A 21,941-nucleotide genomic window follows, 5' to 3' on the forward strand; every position below is an offset into this window, starting at 1 on the left:
TGAAGCGTGTGTCACGCTCTCGTCCAGTCCGGGGCGGCCGGGCCACTTCCGTCCGATTGGCCGTGCCGCCGCGGCGGGCGCCGCGGGTAGCGTCGGCGGCATGAGGATCCTCGTCGTGGACGCCTTCACCGACCGCCCGTTCGCCGGGAACCCCGCCGGGGTCTGCCTGCTGGACGCGCCCGCCGACGCCGCGTGGATGCAGCGGGTCGCGGCCGAGATGAGGCACTCCGAGACCGCGTTCGTCCGCCCCGTCGACGAGCCCGGCGCGGACTTCGAGCTGCGCTGGTTCACGCCGCTGGTCGAGGTGGCGCTCTGCGGGCACGCCACCATGGGCGCCGCGCAGGCCCTCTACGACACCGGGACCGTCCCGGCCGACCGCTCCATCCGGTTCCGGACGCTGAAGAGCGGCGTGCTCACCGTCACCCGGGACGGGGACGGCGGGCTGGCGATGGACTTCCCGTCCTGCCCGCCCGAGCCCGTCGTGCCCCCGGCGGGGCTGGCCGAGGCGCTCGGCACCGAGGTCGGCTGGACGGGCCGCAACGTCCAGGACGACCTCCTCGTCGAGCTCGCGGACGAGAAGACGGTGCGCGGGCTCGCCCCCGACATGGCGGCGCTCGGGAGGATCGACGGGCGCGGCGTGATCGTCACCGCCCGCGCCGACGGCGGGGCCGACGGGCACGACTTCGTGTCCCGGTTCTTCGCCGCCCGGGTCCTGCTCGGCGACGGCGAGGACCCGGTGACCGGGTCGGCGCACTGCGCGCTCGCCCCGTTCTGGGCCGAGCGGCTCGGCCGGGACGCGCTGACCGGCTACCAGGCGTCCGAGCGCGGCGGCCTCGTCCGCACCGCGCTGCGCGGCGACCGCGTGATCGTGTCCGGTGCGGCCGTCACCGTGCTGGACGGGACGCTGCGGGTGTGACCCGCGGCACGTCCCCGGACACCGGCGACACGGGCGTCTCGGCACGTGAGACGGTGCACGGGGGACCGGGGCCACTCCGTAGACTGGGCGCGTGATTTCCCGTATCGACCTGCGCGGCTCGCTCCCCGGCGACCCGCGCTCCGTGCTGCCCCGCGCCGAACTCGACGTCGAGGCCGCCCTGGACAAGGTGCGGCCGATCTGCGAGGACGTGCGCCATAGGGGCTCGCAGGCGGTGCGGGAGCACACCAAGGCGCTCGACGGGGTCGAGTTGGAGAGCACCCGGGTCCCGGTCAAGGCCGTCCACCAGGCCCTCGCGGGGCTCGACGCCGCCGTCCGCGAGGCGCTGGAGGAGAGCATCCGCCGCGCCCGCGCGGTGCACCGCGACCAGCGCCGCACCGACACGACCACGCGGGTCGTGCCCGGCGGCACCGTCACCGAGCGGTGGATCCCGGTCGGCCGCGTCGGCCTGTACGTGCCGGGCGGCCGCGCCGTGTACCCGTCCAGCGTGGTGATGAACGTCGTCCCGGCGCAGGAGGCCGGCGTCGGCTCCCTCGCCGTGACCTCGCCCGCGCAGAAGGAGTTCGGCGGCCTGCCGCACCCGACGATCCTGGCGGCGTGCGCGCTGCTCGGCGTCGAGGAGGTGTACGCCGTCGGCGGCGCCCAGGCGATCGCCATGTTCGCCTACGGCACCGACGAGTGCCGCCGCGCCGACCTGGTCACCGGGCCCGGCAACATCTACGTCGCCGCCGCGAAGCGGCTGCTCAAGGGCGTGATCGGCATCGACGCCGAGGCGGGCCCGACCGAGATCGCGATCCTCGCCGACGACACCGCCGACCCGGTGGACGTCGCCGCCGACCTGATCAGCCAGGCCGAGCACGACGTGCTCGCCGCCGCCGTGCTGGTCACCGACTCGGTGCGGCTCGCCGACGAGGTCGAGCGGGAGCTGAAGGCGCAGGTCGCGCGGACCAAGCACACCGAGCGGATCACCGAGGCGCTCGCCGGGCGGCAGTCCGGCATCGTGCTGGTGGACGGGATCGACGACGGCCTGAAGGTCGTCGACGCCTACGCCGCCGAGCACCTGGAGATCCACACCGCCGACGCGCCCGCCGTCGCCGCCCGCGTCCGCAACGCCGGCGCGATCTTCGTCGGCCGGTACGCGCCGGTGTCGCTCGGCGACTACCTCGCCGGGTCCAACCACGTGCTGCCGACCGGCGGATGCGCGTGCCACTCGTCCGGGCTGTCGGTGCAGACGTTCCTGCGCGGCGTCCATGTCGTGGAGTACGACCGCGACGCCCTCGCCCAGGCCACCGGGCGCGTCGTCGCGCTCGCCGAGGCCGAGGACCTGCCCGCGCACGGCGCGGCGCTCAAGGCACGCTTCGACTGGGAGATCCCTTCGTGACCTCACTGAACGACCTGCCGCTGCGGGACGACCTGCGCGGCCGGGAGCCCTATGGCGCGCCGCAGCTGGACGTCCCGTACGCGCTGAACACCAACGAGAACCCCTACCCCCCGTCCGAGCGGCTGGTGAAGGCGCTCGGCGAGGCCGTCATGGACGTCGCCGGGTCGCTGAACCGCTACCCCGACCGCGACGCCGTCGCACTCCGCACCGACCTCGCCGCCTTCCTCAACAGCGACACGCCCGGCATCGGCCTCACCGCCGGCCGGGTGTGGGCGGCGAACGGCTCCAACGAGATCATCCAGCAGATCCTGCAGGCGTTCGGCGGGCCGGGCCGCAGCGCGCTCGGCTTCGAGCCGTCCTACTCGATGCACCCGATCATCACCGGTGTGTCGGGGACCCGCTGGATCGACGCGTTCCGCGACGAGGACTTCGGCCTGGAGCCGGCCCGCGCGCTCGCGGCCGTGCAGGAGCACCGGCCCGACATCGTGTTCCTCACCTCGCCGAACAACCCGACCGGCACCGCGCTGCCGCTGGAGGCCATCGAGGCCGTCCTGGACGCCGCGCCCGGCATGGTCGTCGTCGACGAGGCCTACGGCGAGTTCCGCCGGGCGGGCACGCCGTCGGCGCTGACGCTGCTGGACGGCCACCCCCGGCTGATCGTCACCCGGACGATGTCCAAGGCGTTCGCGATGGCGGGCACCCGGCTCGGCTACCTGGCCGCCGACCCCGCCGTGATCGACGCGCTGCTGCTGGTCCGGCTGCCCTACCACCTGTCGGCCGTCACCCAGGCGGTGGCGCGCACCGCCCTCGCGCACGGCGAGGAGCTGCTCGGCACCGTCGAGGCGCTGCGCCGCGAGCGCGACGGCCTGGTGGCGTGGCTGCGCGCCGAGGGGTTCCGGGTGGCCGACTCCGACGCCAACTTCGTGCTGTTCGGGACGTTCCCGGACCGCCGGAGGATCTGGGAGGGGCTGCTGGAGCGCGGGGTGCTGATCCGCGAGGTCGGCCCGCCCGAGTGGCTGCGGGTGAGCGTCGGCACCCCCGAGGAGACGGCCGCGTTCCGCGCCGCCCTCAAGGACGTACTGGAGGAGAGCTCGTGACGCGCAAGGGACGAGTCGAGCGCGGGACCAAGGAGACGCAGGTCCTCGTCGAGATCGACCTGGACGGGACCGGCCAGGTCGACGTGGCGACGGGCGTGGGGTTCTTCGACCACATGCTGGCGCAGCTCGGCAAGCACGGGTCGTTCGACCTGACCGTCAAGACGGCCGGCGACCTGCACATCGACAGCCACCACACGATCGAGGACACCGCGATCGCGCTCGGCCAGGCGTTCCGCGAGGCGCTCGGCGACAAGGCCGGCATCCGCCGCTTCGCCGACGCCTCCATCCCGCTGGACGAGGCGCTCGCCCAGGTCACCGTGGACGTGTCGGGCCGCCCCTACCTGGTGCACGTGGAGCCGGAGGGCATGGCCCCGATGATCGGCCCCGAGTACGACACCACCATGACCCGGCACGTCTTCGAGTCGTTCGTGTCGAACGCCCAGGTGGCGCTGCACGTCCACGTGCCGTACGGGCGCAACGCCCACCACATCGTCGAGGCGCAGTTCAAGGCGCTGGCGCGCGCGCTGCGCGACGCGGTCGCGTTCGACCCGAAGGTGCACGGCATCCCGTCCACCAAGGGAGCCCTGTAGCCGTGGGCACCGCGGCTCTGGAAACGGGCGGACTGCACTTCACGTTCTTCAACGTCGCGGTCTTCGCCGTCGCGGTGTTCCTGCTCGCCGGCGTCTACAGCTTCCTCAAGCAGGGACTGAAGGGCGCGGCGCTGGTCGTGCTGTGCCTGGCGGGGCTGGCGTTCGCCGGGGGAGTGATGTGGCTGTGAACCCGAAGGTCGTCGTGCTCGACTACGGGTCGGGCAACCTGCGCTCGGCCGAGCGCGCCGTCGCCCGCGCGGGCGCGGACGTCACCGTCACCGCCGACTGGGACGCGGCGCTCGCCGCCGACGGCCTGGTCGTGCCGGGCGTGGGCGCGTTCGCGGCCTGCATGCAGGGGCTGCGGGCGGTGCGCGGCGAGCAGATCATCGGCCGCCGGCTCGCCGGGGGCCGGCCGGTCCTCGGCATCTGCGTCGGCATGCAGATCCTGTTCTCCAAGGGCATCGAGCACGGCGTCACCACCGAGGGCTGCGACGAGTGGCCCGGCACGGTCGACGGGCTGGAGGCGCCGGTCGTCCCGCACATGGGCTGGAACACCGTGGACGTCGCGGACGGCTCGGTCCTGTTCGAGGGGCTCGCGGACGCCCGGTTCTACTTCGTGCACTCCTACGCGGCGCGCCGCTGGGAGCTGGAGCCCGACCCGACCGGCACCCTCGAGCCGCCGCTGGTCACCTGGGCCGAGCACGGGGACCGGTTCGTCGCGGCGGTCGAGAACGGCCCGCTGTGCGCGACCCAGTTCCATCCGGAGAAGTCCGGCGACGCGGGGGCGCGGCTCCTGCGCAACTGGCTGTCCACCCTCTCCTGACCGCGCCTCTCCTGACCGCGCCGGCGCTCGCCCGCGCCGGGCACGTTCACCTGTATCGATAGGGTTTCCGCATGACTCTGACGCTCCTTCCCGCCGTTGACGTCGCCGACGGCCAGGCGGTCCGCCTGGTGCAGGGCGAGGCCGGCACCGAGACCTCCTACGGCGCCCCCCTCGACGCCGCGCTGGCCTGGCAGGACGCGGGTGCGGAGTGGATCCATCTGGTCGACCTGGACGCGGCGTTCGGGCGCGGCTCCAACCGGGAGCTGCTCGCCGAGGTGACCGGGCGGCTGGACGTGAAGGTGGAGCTGTCGGGCGGCATCCGCGACGACGCCTCGCTGGAGGCGGCCCTGTCGACCGGCTGCGCCCGCGTGAACATCGGCACCGCGGCGCTGGAGAACCCGGACTGGTGCCGCAAGATCATCGCCTCGCACGGCGACAAGATCGCGGTCGGGCTGGACGTGCGCGGCACGACGCTCGCCGCCCGCGGCTGGACCCGCGAGGGCGGCGACCTGTGGGAGGTCCTCGCCCGGCTGGAGGCCGACGGCTGCCCCCGCTACGTCGTCACCGACGTCACCAAGGACGGCACGCTCCGCGGCCCCAACACCGGGCTGCTGCGGGAGGTCTGCTCCCGCACCGACAAGCCGGTCGTCGCGTCCGGCGGCGTCTCGTCCCTCGACGACCTGCGCGAGCTCGCCAAGCTGGTGGAGGCCGGCGTCGAGGGCGCGATCGTCGGCAAGGCGCTGTACGCGCAGGCGTTCACGCTGGAAGAGGCCCTGGAGGCCGTGAGATGAGCGCGGAGGCCGTGAAGTGACCGTCGCCGTACGGGTCATCCCCTGCCTGGACGTCGACGCCGGGCGCGTCGTCAAGGGCGTCAACTTCCAGAACCTGCGGGACGCCGGCGACCCCGTCGAGCTGGCCCGCCGCTACGACGCCGAGGGCGCCGACGAGCTGACGTTCCTGGACATCACCGCGTCCAGCGCGGACCGCTCCACCACCTACGACGTGGTGCGCCGCACCGCCGAGCAGGTGTTCATCCCGCTGACGGTCGGCGGCGGCGTCCGCACCGTCGACGACGTCGACCGGCTGCTGCGCGCGGGCGCCGACAAGGTGTCGATCAACACCGCGGCGATCGCGCGGCCGGAGTTCCTGCGGGAGGCCGCGCACCGGTTCGGGTCGCAGTGCGTCGTGCTGTCGGTGGACGCCCGCCGCGCCGTGCTCCCGGACGGGCAGGGCACCCCCTCGGGCTTCGAGGTGACGACGCACGGCGGCCGCAAGGGCACCGGCATCGACGCCGTCGAGTGGGCCCGGCGCGGCCAGGAGCTCGGCGTCGGCGAGATCCTGCTGAACTCGATGGACGCCGACGGCACCAAGGCCGGCTTCGACCTGGAGATGCTGCGCCGCGTCCGCGAGGCCGTCACCGTGCCCGTCATCGCCAGCGGCGGCGCGGGCGCCGTGGAGCACTTCGCGCCCGCCGTCGCCGCGGGCGCCGACGCGGTGTTGGCCGCCAGCGTCTTCCACTTCGGCGAGATGACGATCTCCGAGGTGAAGGACGCGCTGCGCGCCGCGGGCGCCCCCGTCCGCTGACCCACCCCCCCGCCCGCGAGAAGGACCCCCGTTGACCGCCTCACCCCTGTGCGCCCTGGCCACCTGCGCCCACCTGCCCGAGGGCAGCGACGACGCGCGGATGCTCGCCGCCGCCCTCACCGGCCTCGGCGTCGCCGCCGACATCGCCGTCTGGGACGACCTGGCCGTCCACTGGTCCCGCTACGACCTCGTCGTCGTCCGGTCCACCTGGGACTACACCGACCGGCGCGAGGAGTTCCTGGCCTGGGCGGAGAGCCTCCCGCGCGTCCTCAACCCGGCGGACGTGCTGCGCTGGAACACCGACAAGCGCTACCTGCGCGACCTGGCGGCCGCGGGCGTCCCGGTCGTCCCGACCCGCTGGGACCCCGACGGCATCCCCGCCGACTGGCCCGAGTACGTGCTGAAGCCGTCGGTGTCGTCCGGCTCGCGCGACACGGCCCGCTGGGGCCCGGGCGAGGAGGACGCCGCCCGCGCCCACCTGCGCGAGCTGCGGGACGCCGACCGCACCGTCATGCTCCAGCCGTACCTGGAGGCCGTCGACACGGCGGGCGAGACCGCCCTGGTCTTCCTCGGCGGCGAGTACAGCCACGCGGCCCGCAAGGCGCGCGTCCTCAACCCCGGCGCCGGCGTCGAGGGCCTCGCCGGCCTCGGCGAGACCCGCGGCAAGGTCACCGCCACCACCGCGACCGACGCCGAGCTGGACCTCGCCCACCGCGTCCTCGACGCCGTCCCGGGCGGCCGCGACCTTCTCTACGCCCGCGTCGACCTGATCCCGGGCCCCGGCGGCGACCCGCTCCTGATCGAGCTGGAGCTCACCGAGCCCGCCCTCTACCTCGAACACGCCCCCGGCGGCGACGCCCGCTTCGCCAAGGCCGTCGCGGCGCGGCTGTGACGCCCTAGCCGGGCTCCTCCTCGGGCGCGGGCACCGCCGACTCCGGGGACCGGCCGGTGATCGGCAGGATGATCGCGGACGGGTGGTCCGGGTCGTGGAAGACCTCCTGGTCCGCCGGGACCATGCGGCTCGCGGTGGCGAGCGGCTCCCCGGTGCCGGGGTTCGCCGCGACCTTCGGGTGGGCGCCGCTGGCCACGTGCACGCGGACGCGGTGGCCGCGCGCGAAGCGGTGCCCGGCCGGCCACAGGTCGACCGCGATGCGCCGCACGCCCGCCGTGCCGACCGGCTTCTCGGCGAACGCCGGAAGCCGCAGCCCGCCCTCGCACACGTTCCGGGACGTCCCGTCCGGGGCGACGTCGCAGAGCCGGACGACGAAGTCGGTGTGCTCGCGGTCGGACCGGACGAACAGGTCGGCGCCGATCGGGCCGATCACGTCGAGCGGCTCGGTGAGCGGCGGCGAGGTGAACGACAGCACGTCCGGGCGCCGCTCCAGCGGGCGGTTGTCGACGGGGCGGGAGCTGCCGAGCAGGGTCGGGCCGCCGAGCGCGGGCGTCGGGTCGCCCGGGTCGAACCGGTACCGGCTCGGCTCGGACGGCCGCGGGCCGTCGGGGCCGAGGCCGCGGCCGGGGTGCAGGTGCCAGCGCTCCTGCCGGGTGCCGGGCGGCGGCCAGTCGGCGTAGTGCCGCCACTCGCGGGCGCCGGTGACGTACAGCCGGACGGGGTCGGCGCGCAGCCCGGACGGGTCGCCGCGCAGGTGCGCGCGGAACCAGGCGAGCGTCTCGCGGAACGACACCAGCCCGTGCCGGGCGTCGGTGTGCCACCAGGGGCCGATGGTGAGGTACGGGCGGTGCCCGGCGGAGCGCAGCGCCAGGTAGTCCCTGATCTCCCACGGCAGGAACACGTCGTACCAGCCGCCGAGCAGGGTGACGGGCGCCTCGACCTCGCCGACGGTGCCGCTGAAGTCGCGGCCGTCCCAGTAGCCCGCGTCCGTGCCGTGGTTGGTGAGCAGGTCCTGGTAGAACCGCATCCGCCGGCCGCCGGTCGCCACGTCCAGCTCGGCGAGGGGGCGGCCGGACCGGGCGGCGCGGACGGCGCGGCGGCGCGACAGCAGCGACGCGGTGAGCAGCCCGAACGGCTGCTGCTGCCGGTGCGTGAGGTCCGTCCAGGTGAGGGTGGACTCCAGCGCGAACGACCCGCCGACGTAGGCGGCGTCCCGGAACGACGACGCGGTGATCTGCAGCGACATCGCCTTCAGCTCCGGTCCGGCCTCGGCGGCGATCGCCCAGGCGGAGTAGCCGAGGTAGCTGGCGCCGTAGGTGGCGAACGACCCGCCGAACCACGGCTGCTCCTTCAGCCACGCGACGGTGGCGAGGCCGTCCTCGCGTTCGCCGCCGAGCGGGTCGAACTCGCCCCCGGAACCGAACGTCCCGCGCGCGCTCTGCACGACCAGCTGGAAACCGAACGGAACGAAGGGCAGGCCGTTGGCCAGTGCGGCGGGACCTCGCCGTCCGTAGGGAGTGCGCACGAGGATGGTGGGCGGCCGCCGCACCCCGACCGGGACGTAGCGGTCGGCGAGCAGCGTCACGCCGTCCGGCATCGTCACCGGCAGGTCCCGCTCGACCGTGTACCGCGGCAGCGGCGAGCGGGGCAGCCCGCGCGGGCGGCGCACGCGGATCGGCGGGGCCGGCAGGCGGTCCCTGAGGGCCATGCGACCTCCCACGGTTGCTACTGCCTAGTAAGGTAACCGCTCGCGCCCGGCCGACACCTCGGCGCCCTCACCAAGTCCCTGACGTGCGGGTCCGCGGTCTGGAAAGGTGGCGGCACGACACGGTGACGTTCGGATCGGGGGGACCGGGATGTGGCCGCGAGTGAACGCTCCGGAGGGGCCGGCGCCGCCCGCCCCGGCCTGGAGCACGCCGCCCGTCCGTCCCGCCGCGGGCTGGTACGCGGTGCCGGTCGCGCTGGTGGTGCTGGCCGCCGCGGGCCTGTTCACGACGCTCGCGCTGGCGCGGGGCGACACCGGCGCCGGTGCCGGGCCGGCCGTGTCGGGCGACGCGGCGTCCGGCGTCCCCGTGCGGCTGAAGGCGGGCCGCACCTACTTCCTCTACGTGCGGCGGGACGGCACGGCGCCGTTTGGATGCGCCGTCGAGCACGGCGGCGTGCAGGGCGGCGTGCAGGGCGGCGTGCAGGGCGGCGTGCAGGGCGGCGTGCAGGGCGGCGTGCAGGGCGGCGTGCAGGGCGGCGTGCAGGGCGGCGTGCAGGGCGGGGAGCGCGGCCGCGTCCGGCTGACCCGCAAGAACTCCTGGAGCGCGGCCGACCGGCCCGGCTATCGCTACACCGCCTCGCTGACCGCGCCGGTGACCGGGGCGGCCGTGCTGACCTGCCGGGGCACCGACGGGCCCCTGCTGGTGGCGCCGGACGGCACCGCCGGGTTCTACACCGGGCTGGCATTCCTCGCGGTGCTCGCCGCCTGCGTCGCCGCCGCGGCCGGGTTCGTCCTGACGCTGACCCGCCGCAGCCGCGCCGACCAGCGGGCGCGGCTCGGCGCCCCGGACCCGCCGGGCCGGCGCGCGTGACGGCCCGGCGGGCGTGACGGGCCGGCCGGGTCAGCAGGCGTAGCCGGCGTCGCGGGCGAGGTGGCGGCCGATCACCATCCGCTGGATCTGGTTGGCGCCCTCGAAGATCTGCAGCACCTTCGCCTCCCGCATGTACCGTTCCACCGGATGGTCGCGGGTGTAGCCGTCGCCGCCCAGCACCTGCACCGCGTCCGCCGTCACCCGCATCGCCGCGTCGGTCGCGGCGAGCTTGGCGATGGACGCCTGCCGCGCGAACGGCAGCCCGCGGTCCTTGCGCCGGGCCGCCTCCAGGTAGCAGGCGCGGGCCGTCTCCACGGCGGCGGCCATGTCGGCGAGCAGGAACGCGATCCCCTGGTTGGCGATGACCGGGCGGCCGAACTGGCCGCGCCCCGCCGCGTACCGGACGGCGTGGTCGAGCGCGCCCTGGGCGAGGCCGACGGCGCACGCGGCGATGCCGAGCCGCCCGGCGTCCAGCGCCGCCGCCGCGATCGGGTATCCGCAGCCCTCGTCGGAGATCCGCCAGTCCTCGGGCACCCACGCGCCGTCGAAGTGCAGCCTGGCCGTGGTGGACGCGGTGAGGGCCATCTTCCGCTCGGGCGGCCCGAACTCCAGGCCGTCCATGCGGCCCTCCACGAGGAAGCAGGTCAGGCCGCCCGGGTCGCCGGTCGCGCGGGCGAACAGCACGTAGAAGTCGGCCTCGCCGCCGTGCGTGATCCACGTCTTGGTGCCGGTGATCCGGTAGCCGTCGCCGTCCGGCACCGCGAGCGTGCTGAGCCCCGCCGCGTCCGGCCCCGCGTGCTCCTCCGCCAGCGCGTACCCGCCGAGCAGGTCGCCCTCCAGCAGCTCGGGCAGCTGCTTGCGCTGCACGTCGGTGCCGCAGGCGTACAGCGGGAAGCACGACAGCGTGTGCACGCTGACGCCGACCGCGACCGACGCCCACACCGCGGCGATCTCCTCCAGCACCTGCAGGTACACCTCGTAGGGCTGTCCGCCGCCGCCGAGGTCGGGCGGGTAGGGCAGGCCGAGCAGCCCGGCGCGGCCCAGCATCCGGAAGATCTCGCGCGGGAAGGCGCCGGCCTCCTCGGCGGGCGCGGCGCGCGGCGCCAGCTCGCGGCGGGCGATGTCACGGGCGAGCGCGACCACGTCCGCCGCCTCGGGCGAGGGGAGCATGCGATCTGCGGGCATGCCCCACATCATGGCTGATCAGAGCCCACGTCGCGGGCAGAGCGGAAATGGTCTCCGCTTTGTTCGGTTTGGTTCCGGGAACAAAAGCGCCCGAGCGTGGTCAACCTTCCGCGCCCGCGTTCGCCTCTCGCCGGCCTCATCGCGCGCGCCGCGGTCAGGCGGTGAGCTCCTTCTCCAGCGGGGTGCGGAAGCGGGGGATCGCGCGGACGTCGCCGTACCAGGCGGCGATCCGCTCGGCCTCCCGCGCGACGGCCGCCTCCGCCTCCGCGCCGGCGTCCTCCAGCAGCCGGACGGCGACCTCGCCGTCCTTGCGCTGCGCCCAGCCGCCGATGATCCGCCCGTCCCACCAGACGGACGGGCCGATGTTGCCGCTGCGGTCGAACAGCAGCGGGCCGTGGCCGCCGAGGAACCAGCCGCGCTCCTGCCAGCCCATCGGGGTGGCGTCGAGCGCGGGCAGCAGCGCCACCGACGGCTCCGCCGGCGGATCGGGCTCCAGGTCGTCGGCGAGGACGAGCCCGGTCGCGCCGCCGAGGTCGACCTCCACGGTGTCGACGAGGGCGAGGGCCTTGCCGACCTCCCCGGCCGTCCAGCCCGTCCACCACTTGAGGTCGGCGACCGGCGCCGGGCCGAACGCGCGCAGCCACCGCCGGACGACCTCGGCGCGCGCCTCGTCCACCGGGACCTCCGGGACGCCGCCGGGCAGCCACGTCTCGATCGGCGCCCACCGGTACTGGCTGCTGGTCCAGCCGCCGTTCGGGCGGCCCCGCACGATGAGCCCCTCGCAGCCGAGCGTCACCAGCACCCAGGTCGTCACGCCCGTCGGCCGCGAGTACGCCTTCCCGGGCGCGGGGTCGACCTGGGTGCGCAGCTCCGGCACCGCCGCGCTGAGCTGCGCGCCGGTCGCCTCACCGCGCGCCAGCAGCGCCTGGTGCGTCGCGTCCTCCACCCGGCGGAACCAGGCCGGGACGTCCGTGATGTCGCTGCCGCGCTCGATCAGGGTCCCGTACCGCCGGCGCTGCTTGGCGGCGAGCGCGGACGCGGTGGACGCCTGCAGGGCCGGGACGAGGTCGACGGGCGCGACGAACATCGTCCGGCGCATCGCCAGCATCCGCAGCAGCGTCCGGTCGTCGTAGAGGGCGCGCTCCACGTCGGACGGCTCGGCCGTGTCGCTGCGGGCCGCGACGGACAGGAACACCGTGGCCGGGTCGGTGGCGTGCAGCACCACCAGCGACCGGGCGATCTCCGCGACATCGCCGGTGCGGGCCTCCGGGGCCAGCCGGTGCCGCCGGACGAGCCTGGCCCGCCGCTCCGCCGTGCTGATCGAACGCATGAACGAATCATAGGGGCGCGCACCGCCCCGCGCACCCGGGAGCTGGATCTTGCGCCGCGCCCGTGCTGCACTGGGCGGATGACCGGTGACGAGGCGCCCGGCCTGGTCGTGTGCGCGGCGCTGCGGCTGGAGGCCCGCGCGGTCCGGCGCGGGCTCGCCCGCGCGCCCGCCGTGGTCGTCGGCTACCGCGCGCGGCACGCCGCCCGGCTGCCCGGCTGCCGCGCCGTCGCCGTCGTCGGGTTCGGCGGCGCGCTCGACGACGGGCTCGCGCCCGGCGACGTGGTGGTGGCGGACGAGATCCGCGGCGGCGGCAAGCCCGTGCCGTGCCCCGGCGCGCGGACGCTGGCCGCCGGCCTCGCCGGGGACGGCCTGCGCGCGCACGTCGGGCCGCTCGTCACCGCGGACCGGATCGTCCGCGAGGCGGAACGGCGGGTGTGGGCGGCGGACGGGTCCCGCGTCGTCGACATGGAGTCGGCGCGCGTCGCCGCGTCGCTCCCGGACGGCGTCCCCGTCGCGGCGCTCCGCGTCGTCGTGGACGGCCCCGGCCACCCGCTGCTGCGGCCCGGCACCGTCACCCGCGGCCTGGCCGCCCGGCGCGTCCTCGCGCGCACCGGACCCGCCCTCGAACGGTGGGCCGCGGCGCTCACCTGAGCGGAACCCGCGTCAGGAGTGGCTCATCCCGTGCATCTCGCCGGACATGATGTGCCCGCCCAGATCCTTGCGGAGCGACTGCAGGGTGGCGGGAGTGCTCACCGCCACCCAGCGCGTCCCCACCAGGTACGTCCCGCCCCACGGCTTCGCCTCGTCCAGCCACGACGTCATGTCCTGGTCGCTGTCGAAGCTCACCAGCACGTACTGGCCCCGCGAGTTCCGGCAGTTGCCCTGCTGCAACTGCTGCGCCTTGCGGCGGCCGACCAGGCTGCAGCCCGTCCGCGCGGCCAGCTCGTCGAGGTTCGCCGGCGCGGCGGCCCGGTCGGCGTCGCCCGACCCGCCGGACTTCCCGGCGGCGCTGCAGCCCGCCGCCAGCGGCAGCGCCAGCACGGCGGCGACCGCCAGCGCCAGACCGGCGCGGGAGACCCCCGCCGCACGTCCGAGGTGATGCGTGGAGCCCATGGCCCGTCCTCCCGGGATGAGATGCGCGGTACGACGGGCGGTACGCGCGCGGGCCCGGAAGGGTTCAGCGGGCGCTCAGACGGCGAGACGGGCGCCCGCCGCCGCCCGCACGCCGGAGTCCTCGGCGCCGTCGTGGTGCAGCCGCTGCAGCCGGATCCGGGTCTCCTCGGTCAGCGGCGCGAACCGGGCCGCCTCCGCGCGGACGCCCTCCTGGCAGTCCCAGAGGCCCTCGATCGTGTACGACTCGGCGGTGTGCGGAGCGGTACGGGTCAAAGCGGTCACAATACGTGGTCTGAGGAAAGCGTAGGGTGATTCTGTCCAAGCGGTCTTCAGCAGCGGGACGGCCTCGCCGGCGCGGAGCCTCCCGAGCCCCTCGATCGGCCCCGCGGCGGCCTGCCACTCCCGCTTCTCCAACGCATCCCGCAACTCCTCCATCAGCAGCGGGACGTCCTGCCGGGTCCCGTATCTCGCCAGCATGCTGATCCCCATGAACGCGCACCCGCCGCGCTCGGCGGCCCACGCCCGCGCCCACGGCAGCGCCTCCGGCCCGTACTCCCGCAGCGCCCGGCACACCGCGCCGCCGAACCTGCTCGGCCGCTGCGGCAGCAGCTCCTCCGCCAGATCCAGCAGCGCCGGCGTCCGCCTCCGCCCCAACTCGAAGATCGCCGCGATCGCCCCGTCGTCCCGCCGCCGCGCCAGCTCCAGCAACTCCGCGTCCGTCCGCTCCGCCCCGCCCGGCACCGCGCCGACCGGCCGCCGCGGCCGCCCCGCCTCCCGCCGCCGCGCCAGCGCCTCCGCTATCCGCGGCTGCCGCACCGCCCAGCTCTCCAGCACCGGATTCGGACCACCCGCCACCAGCGACCCGATGTCACCGTCGTCGCACCGCGCCGCCACCAGCTCGTCCAGCCCCTCCGCCAACCGCGGATCGCCCAGCTCCACCAGCTCGTCCAGCGCGTCGAACCAGTGCGCGCCCTCCTCGGCGTACCGGCGCAGCGGCACCGCCGCCTCCCGCCGGCTCAACCGCACCAGATGCCCCAGCACCTCCAACGCCAGCCGCACCCGCCACTCGTCGCCGTCCGCATGGTCCGACGGATCCGCCAGATGCTCCGCCACCGGCCACACCGGCAACTCCAGATCCACCATCAACCGGGCGTAGTACAGCCCTCTGGCCTCACATTGCCGATCCCACCGCGGATCCCTCCGGATGCAGTCATAGACGTACTCGCCCGCGCCGGGCCTGTCCGCCGCGCGCCGCGCGGCCCTACCGAGCCCCCGCTGCAGTTGACCCCGCAGCGTGCCCGCCGATTCCAACACGACCTCGTTGCTCACCCCAGCAGAATGCGCACCGGAACAGATAACGGGCAAGTGCTTTAGCTGTGTTTTCCCAGGGGGCGACCCCCTGGAACCCCCGTCACGGTTGAGGGGCTGTTTCCCGCTCCGCTAGCGCTCCGCGCGAAACAGCCCCTCAACCGGCGGGCAGGCCCGCTGCGCTCGCTAGCGCTCGCTCCGCGTGCCTGCCCGTGAGGTGGCTGGCCTTCAACCTGCCGGGGCCGGGGTTCGAGCCAGCCGGGGCCGGGGGCGCTGACCAGGCGGGTTGGGGTTTGGCCTCCCGGGGTTTACAGGTCGCGTTGGGCTGTCCAGGAGGCGTGGAGGTCGGCGTAGACGCCGGGGCGGGCGACCAGGTCGGCGTGGGGGCCGCGCTGGACGATGCGGCCCGCGTCGAAGACGATCACCTCGTCGGCGGCCTCGGCGGTGGACAGGCGGTGCGCGATGGAGATCGCGGTGCGGCCGCGGGTCGCGCCGTCCAGGGCCCGCTGGATGCGGACCTCGGTGGCCGGGTCGACGGCGGAGGTCGCCTCGTCCAGGACGAGCAGGTCCGGGTCGGCGATGTAGGCGCGGGCCAGCGCGACGAGCTGCCGCTCGCCCGCCGACAGGGACTCGCCGCGCTGCCCGACGGGGGTGTCCAGGCCCTGGGGGAGCCCTTCCAGCCAGTCCGCGAGGCCCAGTTCCGTCACCGCGAGGGCGAGGTCCTCGTCCGTGGCGTCCGGGCGGCCGTAGCGGATGTTGTCGGCGAGGGACGCGTCGAACAGGAACCCGTCCTGCGGGACCATGACGATCCGCTCGCGCAGCGAGGAGAACCGGACGCGGTCCAGCGGCACGCCGTCGACGAGGACGCGCCCCGACACCGGGTCCATGAGGCGGGTGAGGAGCTTGGCGAACGTCGTCTTGCCCGACCCGGTCTGCCCGACGATCGCGACGCGGCTGCGCGGCGCGATCGTCGCGTTCACGTCGTGCAGGACGGGCGGGCCGCCCGGGTAGGCGAACCCGACGGAGTCGAACCGCACCTCGATCGGGCCGCGCGGCAGGGTCTCGCCGGCGTCGCCGGGGTCGGCGACGTCCGGGACGGTGTCGAGGACGCCCAGCACGCGGCGCCAGCCGGCGATGGCGTTCTGCGCGTCGTTGAGGACCTCCGTCGCCGTCTGCATCGGGCTGACGAACAGGGTGACCAGGAACAGGAACGCGACCAGCTCCCCGGCGGTCAGGTGGCCGCCGATGCCGAGCAGCGTCCCGACGACGACCACGCCGCCGGTCGCGATGGCCGCGACCAGCTCGCTCACCGGGAACGTCAGCGCGACCATCGCCTGCGCGCGCGTCTGCGTGCTGCGGAACGCGTCGACGGTGTCGTCGACGCGGCGCCCGGTGCGCTCCTCGGAGGCGTGCGCGCGGATGACCGCCGCGCCCACCACCGACTCGCTCACCGCGGCGAGCAGGTCGCCCATGCGCTCGCGCACCTGCATGTACCGGGCGGACACGAGCCGCTGGAAGCGGCGCAGCGCGAACGCCAGCGGCAGGAACGCCGCCCACACCAGCAGCGCGAGCTGCCACGAGTAGACGAGCATCAGCACGCTCGCGACGAGCAGCTGCCCGATCGACACGATGAACATCAGCCCGCCGGACTGCATGAAGTTGCTGATCTGGTCGACGTCCGTCGTCACCCGCGACACCAGCGAGCCGCGCCGCTCGCCGCTCTGCGTCAGCATCGACAGGTCGTGGACGTGCCGGAACGCCTTGACGCGCAGCCCCGCGAGCCCGCCCTCGGACGTCTTGTACAGCCGGACGTTCATCGCGTACGCGCACAGGGCCGTGAGCAGCACGGCGACGGCGCACAGCAGCACCGCCGAGCGGATGAAGCCGATGTCGGGGCCGCCGGCCCGGTCCAGGCCCTTGTCCATGGTCTGCTGCACGGCGATCGGCACCACCACCCGGCCCGCCGTGGACAGCAGCGCCAGCACCAGCGTGCCCGCCAGCCCGGCCCGGAACTCGGGGCTGAGGCGCAGGCCGCGCCGCAGCGTGCTGAGGCCGCCCTCGGTGGCCGCCGCCTCGTCGATGACCGTCACGCCAGGGCCTCCTCGCCGCCGTCGAGCGCTTCCTGTTCCGCTTCCGCCCGCTCGTAGGCGTTGACGAGGTCGCGGTACCCCTCGGACGTCTCCAGCAGCTCCGCGTGGGTGCCGCGCCCGGTGACCCGGCCGTGGTCGAGGTAGACGACCTCGTCGGCCAGCGCGATCGTGGCCTTGCGGTAGGCGACGACCACGACGGTCGCGCCGCCGCCGTCGTCGCGCAGGGACTGGGCCTCCCGCAGGCTGTGCAGGATGCGCGCCTCCACCTGCGGGTCGACGCTGGACGTCGCGTCGTCCAGGACGAGCAGCCGGGGGCGCCGCACCAGCGCGCGCGCCAGCGCGAGCCGCTGCCGCTGGCCGCCGGACAGCGACGCGCCGCGCTCGCCGACGCGGGTGTCGAGCCCGTCGGCGAGGGCCGCGACGAACCCGTCGGCCTGCGCGAGCCGCAGCGCCTCCCAGACGCGCTCGTCGGGGACGTCCAGGCCGAGTGTCACGTTCCCGCGGACGGTGTCGTCGAACAGGAACGTCTGCTGCGGGACGAGCGCGGCGGTCTCCGCGACGCCGCCCTTGCGGACGTCCCGCAGGTCCACGCCGTCCAGCAGGACCGACCCGTCCGCCGGGTCGACCAGCCGGACCAGCAGCGAGGTGAGCGTCGACTTGCCGGACCCGGTCGGCCCGACGACCGCGACGGTCCGGCCGGGGGAGGCGGTGAACGACACGTCGTGCAGGACCTCGCGGTCGCCGTCGGCGCCCTCGTAGGCGAACCGGACGTCGCGGACCTCCAGCGCGGCGGCCTTGTCCTCGCCGAGCGCCGCGTCGCCGAACGGCAGCGAGCCCGTCGCGTCCAGCACGCCGCGGACCCGCTGCCAGCCGACGACGCTGCGCGGCACCTCCGCCAGCACCCAGCCGAGCGCGCGGATCGGCCACGACAGCAGCGTGAACAGGTAGGCGACGTGGACCAGGTCGCCGGCCGTCATCGCGCCGGACTCCAGCCGCACCGACCCGATCAGCAGGACGGCGAGCACGCCGAGGTTCGGCAGCGCCTCCAGGACGGGGTCGAACAGGCCGCGGATCCGGCCGACCGCGATGTTGGCGTCGCGCAGCTCGTGCGCCCGCTCCCGGAACCGCTCGGTCTCCGCCTCCTCGCGGCCGAGGGTCTTGACGACCAGGCCGCCCTCGAAGCTCTCGTGCGCGACCTCGCTGACCTCGGCGCGCAGCTGCTGCGCCCGGGTCGCGACGGGCGCGAGCCGGCGCTGGTACACCACGTTGATCAGCGCGATCGCCGGGAAGATCAGGAAGCCGACGGCGGCGATCGCGACGTCGGTGAGCAGGATCGACACGGCGGCGATCAGCAGCATGAACACCACGCCGACGGCCATCGGCAGCGGCGCGATCGGCGCCCACACCGCCTCGACGTCGGCGTTGGCGTTGGACAGCAGCTGCCCGGTCGGGTGCCGGTGGTGCCAGGCGAGCGGCAGCCGCAAATACTGCCGGGTCACCGACCGCCGGTAGGCGGCCTGCATCCGGTACTGCATCAGCCCCGCGTAGAAGCGGCGGCCCGCGACGCCGAGCGACTTCAGCAGCGCGACCCCGATGATCGCCGCCGCGGCGCCGGACAGCGCCCCGGCGGTGGTGCGCCCCTCCCGGAACGCCGGGAGGACGACGGTCTGGGTCGCCCAGCCGAGCACCTGGGCGGTCGCGACGGTCATCGCCGCGTAGACCGCGCTGGCGATCACCGAGACGGTGAACACCCGCGGTTCGGCGCGGACGGCGACCCACAGCACCCGCAGTCCTTCGCGCAGGACATGGGGGGACACGCGTCTGGACGCAGGCGGCACGGTTACTCCTCGATCACGGCACGGCGACCCGCGGTGATGCCCCCTGCGTGTGGGGATGTGGGGGTTCCGCGGGCCTGACTAGTCCCTACCATGCGGCCCTGACGCTTATTCCCGACCCGGCTCCCGCGGCCTACGATCATCCGATGAGCACGCCCGAGGACGACCCCGTCCGGCGCGAGCGCGGCCTGTTGGCCGGCGCCCTGGCCGAGGCGGGCGCCGACGCGCCCACCAGGTGCGGCGGCTGGGACGCCCGCGACCTGGCCGCGCACCTGGTCGTCCGGGAGGGGCGGCCGGACGCCGCGCCCGGAATACTGCTGCCGCCGCTGGCCTTCTACACCGAGCGCGTCCGGCGCCGCACCGCGCGGGCCGTCCCGTTCGACCGCCTGGTGGAACGGTTTCGGCAGGGTCCGCCGAAGTTCTCGCCGTACGCGGTTCCGGGTGTGGACAAAACTGCCAACGGTGTCGAGTTCTTTGTTCACCATGAGGACATCCGCCGGGCCAGGCCGGACTGGGAGCCCAGGGACCTGTCCGGTGAACTCGAGGAACTTCTCTGGAGACGGATAAAAATTGCCCGCTTTGTCCTAAGAAAAGTTCACGTCGAGGTAACGCTGGTGCGGCCCGATGGGAGGAGCGTCCGGGTCTCCGGCGGAGCCCGCGGACGGGGCCGGAGCGGGGGCGGCGGCGGCTCGGGCCCCGTGCGGGTCCACGGACCCGTAGGGGAGTTGGTCCTGTGGGCGCTCGGCCGTACGGACGTCGCGAAGGTCCGCCTCACGGGGCCCACGGACTCTGTCAAGACCCTGACCGAGACCGGTTGGAGTCTTTAACGGGCAGGTAACGGCAGGGTTCGCTGAGAGGCGAAACGCAAGCCTTCCCGCTCCTGCGTTTTACGCGGAACCGGTGATACGGTGGTGCGGTCGGTTGCAGTCGTGGTTCTCGATCGTTTGTCCAGACGCCCGCGGACTGATGGCAGCGGGCGTTTTGGCTTTTCCGGGACCGTACCGGGGGCGAGAGCGTTCCGCAGCGACCGCGCCGGGCCCGCGAGGTGTGGGCCCGTGTTTTGCCGCAAGGAGAAAGACATGCCCCAGCAGGGCACCGTGAAGTGGTTCAACGCCGAGAAGGGCTTCGGCTTCATCGCCGTGGACGGCGGCGGGCCGGACGTCTTCGTGCACTACTCGGCGATCCAGTCCTCCGGGTACCGCACGCTGGACGAGAACCAGCGCGTCCAGTTCGAGGTGACGCAGGGTAACCGGGGTCCCCAGGCCGACCAGGTCGTCCCCCTGTAAGACCCGCAGTCGTACGTCTGGGCCCGGTCTCCCCGGCAGGGGAGGGCGGGCCCTTTCGTGTCCCGCGGCGCGGGGGCCGCGCCCGGCGCCGCCGGGTCCGTCGCGGGTACCGGGAACCACCCGGCACAATGGACGTCATGTCCGTTCCCTCGTCCAACCTGGACCCCAAGATCGCCGAGCGGCTGAAGCGCGACGCCAACGGCCTGGTGCCCGCGATCGCGCAGCAGTACGACACCGGCGAGGTGCTCATGCTCGGCTGGATGGACGACGAGGCCCTGCACCGCACCCTCACCACCGGCCGCTGCACCTACTGGTCGCGCAGCCGCCGGGAGTACTGGGTGAAGGGCGAGACCTCCGGCCACCAGCAGTGGGTCAAGTCCGTCGCGCTCGACTGCGACGCCGACGCGATCCTGGTCAAGGTGGACCAGGTCGGCGCGGCCTGCCACACCGGCGACCGCACCTGCTGGGACGCCGACGTGCTCGACGCCGTGGTCGGGGAACGCCCTGACGCGCGCTCATGACCCCCGGGCGTGAGCGCGGCCTCACCGCGCTGCTGTGCGCCGCCGGGGCGGGCCTGGCCCTGCTCGCCGGCGGCCGCCCCTGGGCCACCGTCAAGGCCGAGGACGCCATCACGCCGTTCTCCCAGCACCTGACCGGCCACGACCTCGGCGGCACCGCGACCGCGCTCGCCTGGGCAGGCCTCGCCGGGCTCGCCGCCCTGTTCGCCACCCGCGGCCGCGTCCGGTCCGGCGTCGGCGTCCTCATCGCCCTGTTCGGCGCCGGCGTCGTCTACGGCTCCGCCGCCGCCGTCCAGCGCGCCCACGTGCTGTCGGTCGCCGGGGACAGGAGCGCCCTGCTGAAGATCGGCGCGCACCCCGCGCTGGACGTGAACCTGTGGTGGATGGCGTCGGTCACCGGCGGCGTCCTCCTCGTCGCCGGCGGCCTGGTCGCGGCGGCCCGCGGCGCCCGCTGGCCGGGCATGTCCGCCCGCTACGAACGGGACGGCGCCCCCGCGTCCCGCCCCGCCGCCCCCCGGAAGGACGCCGCGTCCGGCGCCCCCGAGCAGGACCCGTCCGCGCTGTGGAAGTCGCTCGACCGCGGCGAGGACCCGACCGCCCGCGACGCGGCCCGGGAGCCGTCCGAGGAGGAGCCCGGGAGCCCGGCGGCCGGGGAACCGGACGCCCGGAAGGCCGGTGACCCCGCCGCCCCCCGGAACGGCCGGCCGTGACCGCCGACGGCCTGGTCCTGGTCGCCGAGCACGATCCCGCCGTCGCCGAACTCCAGCGCCGCTACCTGGCCCGCGAGGGCTACGAGGTGCGGATCGAGGCCGACCCGAGCCGCGCGCCCGCCGCCGCCGAACGCGCCCGCCCCGACGTCGTCGTCCTCGACCTGTCCGCCAGCGCGCTGCCCGCCGACCTGTACCGCCGCGTCGCCGAGGCGGCCCTCCCCGCGCCCGTCGTCGCCGTCACCGGCCCCCTCGACCCGGCGATCGCCCGCCACCTCGGCGAGCACCGCGTGGAGCGCCCCTTCGGGCCCCGCGTGCTGGTCGCCGCCGTCGCCGACGCGCTGCGCCGCCGCGGCCCCCTGCCCGCCCCCGGGCCGCTGCGCGCCGGGCCCGTCGCCCTCGACCCCGACCGCCGCACCGCCGCGGTGAGCGACCACCGCGTCGCGCTCACCGTCACCGAGTTCGACCTCCTCGCGTTCCTCATGGCCAACCCCGGCCGCGTCTTCACCCGCGAGCAGCTCCTCGACGCCGCCTGGGGCCCCGGCGCCGGCGCGGGCAGCCGCACCGTCGACGTCCACGTCGCCCAGCTCCGCGCCAAGCTCGGCCACGACAACCCCATCCGCACCGTCCGCGGCGTGGGATACGTGCTCGACGCATAGCGGACTTCCAGCGGAGCGGCCTTATGGTGGGGG

23 protein-coding genes are annotated in these 21,941 nt (G+C 75.0%); 16 read left to right on the plus strand and 7 right to left on the minus strand.

The window, feature by feature from the left end:
* Window positions 1-100: 100 nt before the first annotated feature.
* The 9 genes from amrb99_RS29885 to amrb99_RS29925 all read left to right on the plus strand — a co-directional run bounded on the left by amrb99_RS29885 (window position 101) and on the right by amrb99_RS29925 (window position 7,301).
* Complete coding sequence (locus tag amrb99_RS29885) at window positions 101-916, plus strand: PhzF family phenazine biosynthesis protein (RefSeq protein ID WP_190862306.1); 816 nt, start codon at window positions 101-103, stop codon at window positions 914-916.
* Window positions 917-1,007: 91 nt separating this feature from the next.
* The gene (gene hisD, locus amrb99_RS29890) at window positions 1,008-2,315 is read left to right on the plus strand and encodes a histidinol dehydrogenase (RefSeq protein ID WP_190862308.1); all 1,308 of its coding nucleotides are present in this window, start codon (window positions 1,008-1,010) and stop codon (window positions 2,313-2,315) included.
* Complete coding sequence (locus amrb99_RS29895; RefSeq protein ID WP_190862310.1) at window positions 2,312-3,412, plus strand: histidinol-phosphate transaminase; 1,101 nt, start codon at window positions 2,312-2,314, stop codon at window positions 3,410-3,412. Before hisD ends, amrb99_RS29895 begins: the two co-directional genes overlap by 4 nt.
* Entirely contained in the window at window positions 3,409-4,002 is a 594-nt protein-coding gene (gene hisB, locus amrb99_RS29900) for an imidazoleglycerol-phosphate dehydratase HisB (RefSeq protein WP_190862312.1), read from the plus strand. The genes amrb99_RS29895 and hisB overlap by 4 nt, the downstream gene beginning before the upstream one ends.
* A gap of 2 nt (window positions 4,003-4,004) precedes the next feature.
* Window positions 4,005-4,190, plus strand: a complete 186-nt coding sequence (locus amrb99_RS29905; RefSeq protein ID WP_190862437.1) for a hypothetical protein — start codon at window positions 4,005-4,007, stop codon at window positions 4,188-4,190.
* Window positions 4,187-4,825 carry an imidazole glycerol phosphate synthase subunit HisH gene (hisH, locus tag amrb99_RS29910; protein WP_190862315.1) on the plus strand — a complete coding sequence of 213 codons (639 nt, stop codon included), beginning with the start codon at window positions 4,187-4,189 and terminating at the stop codon, window positions 4,823-4,825. The genes amrb99_RS29905 and hisH overlap by 4 nt, the downstream gene beginning before the upstream one ends.
* A gap of 71 nt (window positions 4,826-4,896) precedes the next feature.
* Window positions 4,897-5,616, plus strand: coding sequence for a bifunctional 1-(5-phosphoribosyl)-5-((5-phosphoribosylamino)methylideneamino)imidazole-4-carboxamide isomerase/phosphoribosylanthranilate isomerase PriA (priA, locus tag amrb99_RS29915; RefSeq protein ID WP_190862316.1), 720 nt, complete (start codon window positions 4,897-4,899; stop codon window positions 5,614-5,616).
* A gap of 16 nt (window positions 5,617-5,632) precedes the next feature.
* Window positions 5,633-6,409: an imidazole glycerol phosphate synthase subunit HisF gene (gene hisF, locus amrb99_RS29920; RefSeq protein ID WP_190862318.1), complete on the plus strand. Its 777-nt coding sequence runs from the start codon at window positions 5,633-5,635 to the stop codon at window positions 6,407-6,409.
* A gap of 31 nt (window positions 6,410-6,440) precedes the next feature.
* Window positions 6,441-7,301, plus strand: a complete 861-nt coding sequence (locus amrb99_RS29925; RefSeq protein WP_190862326.1) for a hypothetical protein — start codon at window positions 6,441-6,443, stop codon at window positions 7,299-7,301.
* A 4-nt stretch (window positions 7,302-7,305) separates the two neighbouring features.
* On the opposite strand, the gene amrb99_RS29930 is transcribed toward amrb99_RS29925, so the two are convergent.
* Window positions 7,306-9,009, minus strand: coding sequence for a CocE/NonD family hydrolase (locus amrb99_RS29930; RefSeq protein ID WP_190862334.1), 1,704 nt, complete (start codon window positions 9,007-9,009; stop codon window positions 7,306-7,308).
* A gap of 160 nt (window positions 9,010-9,169) precedes the next feature.
* Here amrb99_RS29930 and amrb99_RS29935 point away from each other — a divergent pair, with 160 nt between their 5' ends.
* Window positions 9,170-9,877, plus strand: a complete 708-nt coding sequence (locus amrb99_RS29935) for a hypothetical protein (protein ID WP_190862336.1) — start codon at window positions 9,170-9,172, stop codon at window positions 9,875-9,877.
* A gap of 30 nt (window positions 9,878-9,907) precedes the next feature.
* Here the strand turns inward: amrb99_RS29935 and amrb99_RS29940 are convergent, their stop codons facing one another.
* Both amrb99_RS29940 and amrb99_RS29945 read right to left on the minus strand, forming a co-directional pair.
* The gene (locus amrb99_RS29940) at window positions 9,908-11,062 is read right to left on the minus strand and encodes an acyl-CoA dehydrogenase family protein (RefSeq protein ID WP_190862338.1); all 1,155 of its coding nucleotides are present in this window, start codon (window positions 11,060-11,062) and stop codon (window positions 9,908-9,910) included.
* Between the two features lie 154 nt (window positions 11,063-11,216).
* Window positions 11,217-12,392 (minus strand): winged helix DNA-binding domain-containing protein, encoded by a 1,176-nt coding sequence (locus amrb99_RS29945; protein WP_190862340.1) that lies wholly within the window; start codon window positions 12,390-12,392, stop codon window positions 11,217-11,219.
* 78 nt (window positions 12,393-12,470) lie between these two features.
* On the opposite strand from amrb99_RS29945, the gene amrb99_RS29950 reads away from it, so the two are divergent.
* Window positions 12,471-13,043 carry a 1-hydroxy-2-methyl-2-butenyl 4-diphosphate reductase gene (locus amrb99_RS29950; protein WP_190862342.1) on the plus strand — a complete coding sequence of 191 codons (573 nt, stop codon included), beginning with the start codon at window positions 12,471-12,473 and terminating at the stop codon, window positions 13,041-13,043.
* Window positions 13,044-13,055: 12 nt separating this feature from the next.
* On the opposite strand, the gene amrb99_RS29955 is transcribed toward amrb99_RS29950, so the two are convergent.
* The 4 genes from amrb99_RS29955 to amrb99_RS29970 form a co-directional block, all read right to left on the minus strand.
* Window positions 13,056-13,505, minus strand: a complete 450-nt coding sequence (locus amrb99_RS29955) for a hypothetical protein (RefSeq protein WP_190862344.1) — start codon at window positions 13,503-13,505, stop codon at window positions 13,056-13,058.
* Window positions 13,506-13,580: 75 nt separating this feature from the next.
* Window positions 13,581-14,648, minus strand: coding sequence for a hypothetical protein (locus amrb99_RS29960; protein ID WP_241756066.1), 1,068 nt, complete (start codon window positions 14,646-14,648; stop codon window positions 13,581-13,583).
* 473 nt (window positions 14,649-15,121) lie between these two features.
* Complete coding sequence (locus amrb99_RS29965; RefSeq protein ID WP_190862346.1) at window positions 15,122-16,903, minus strand: ABC transporter transmembrane domain-containing protein; 1,782 nt, start codon at window positions 16,901-16,903, stop codon at window positions 15,122-15,124.
* Window positions 16,900-18,720 carry an ABC transporter ATP-binding protein gene (locus amrb99_RS29970; RefSeq protein WP_347256920.1) on the minus strand — a complete coding sequence of 607 codons (1,821 nt, stop codon included), beginning with the start codon at window positions 18,718-18,720 and terminating at the stop codon, window positions 16,900-16,902. The genes amrb99_RS29965 and amrb99_RS29970 overlap by 4 nt, the downstream gene beginning before the upstream one ends.
* Before the next feature lie 164 nt (window positions 18,721-18,884).
* On the opposite strand from amrb99_RS29970, the gene amrb99_RS29975 reads away from it, so the two are divergent.
* From amrb99_RS29975 to amrb99_RS29995, 5 genes are all read left to right on the plus strand, one after another.
* Window positions 18,885-19,565, plus strand: a complete 681-nt coding sequence (locus tag amrb99_RS29975; protein WP_190862350.1) for a TIGR03085 family metal-binding protein — start codon at window positions 18,885-18,887, stop codon at window positions 19,563-19,565.
* A 252-nt stretch (window positions 19,566-19,817) separates the two neighbouring features.
* Complete coding sequence (locus amrb99_RS29980; RefSeq protein WP_018657218.1) at window positions 19,818-20,024, plus strand: cold-shock protein; 207 nt, start codon at window positions 19,818-19,820, stop codon at window positions 20,022-20,024.
* A 137-nt stretch (window positions 20,025-20,161) separates the two neighbouring features.
* Window positions 20,162-20,545 (plus strand): phosphoribosyl-AMP cyclohydrolase, encoded by a 384-nt coding sequence (gene hisI, locus amrb99_RS29985; protein WP_190862352.1) that lies wholly within the window; start codon window positions 20,162-20,164, stop codon window positions 20,543-20,545.
* The gene (locus amrb99_RS29990; RefSeq protein WP_190862354.1) at window positions 20,542-21,252 is read left to right on the plus strand and encodes a TIGR02234 family membrane protein; all 711 of its coding nucleotides are present in this window, start codon (window positions 20,542-20,544) and stop codon (window positions 21,250-21,252) included. Before hisI ends, amrb99_RS29990 begins: the two co-directional genes overlap by 4 nt.
* The gene (locus tag amrb99_RS29995; RefSeq protein ID WP_190862356.1) at window positions 21,249-21,908 is read left to right on the plus strand and encodes a winged helix-turn-helix domain-containing protein; all 660 of its coding nucleotides are present in this window, start codon (window positions 21,249-21,251) and stop codon (window positions 21,906-21,908) included. Before amrb99_RS29990 ends, amrb99_RS29995 begins: the two co-directional genes overlap by 4 nt.
* The last annotated feature ends 33 nt before the right edge of the window (window positions 21,909-21,941 follow it).

The sequence above is a fragment of the Actinomadura sp. RB99 genome (assembly GCF_014706005.1).
Lineage (GTDB): Bacteria > Actinomycetota > Actinomycetes > Streptosporangiales > Streptosporangiaceae > Spirillospora.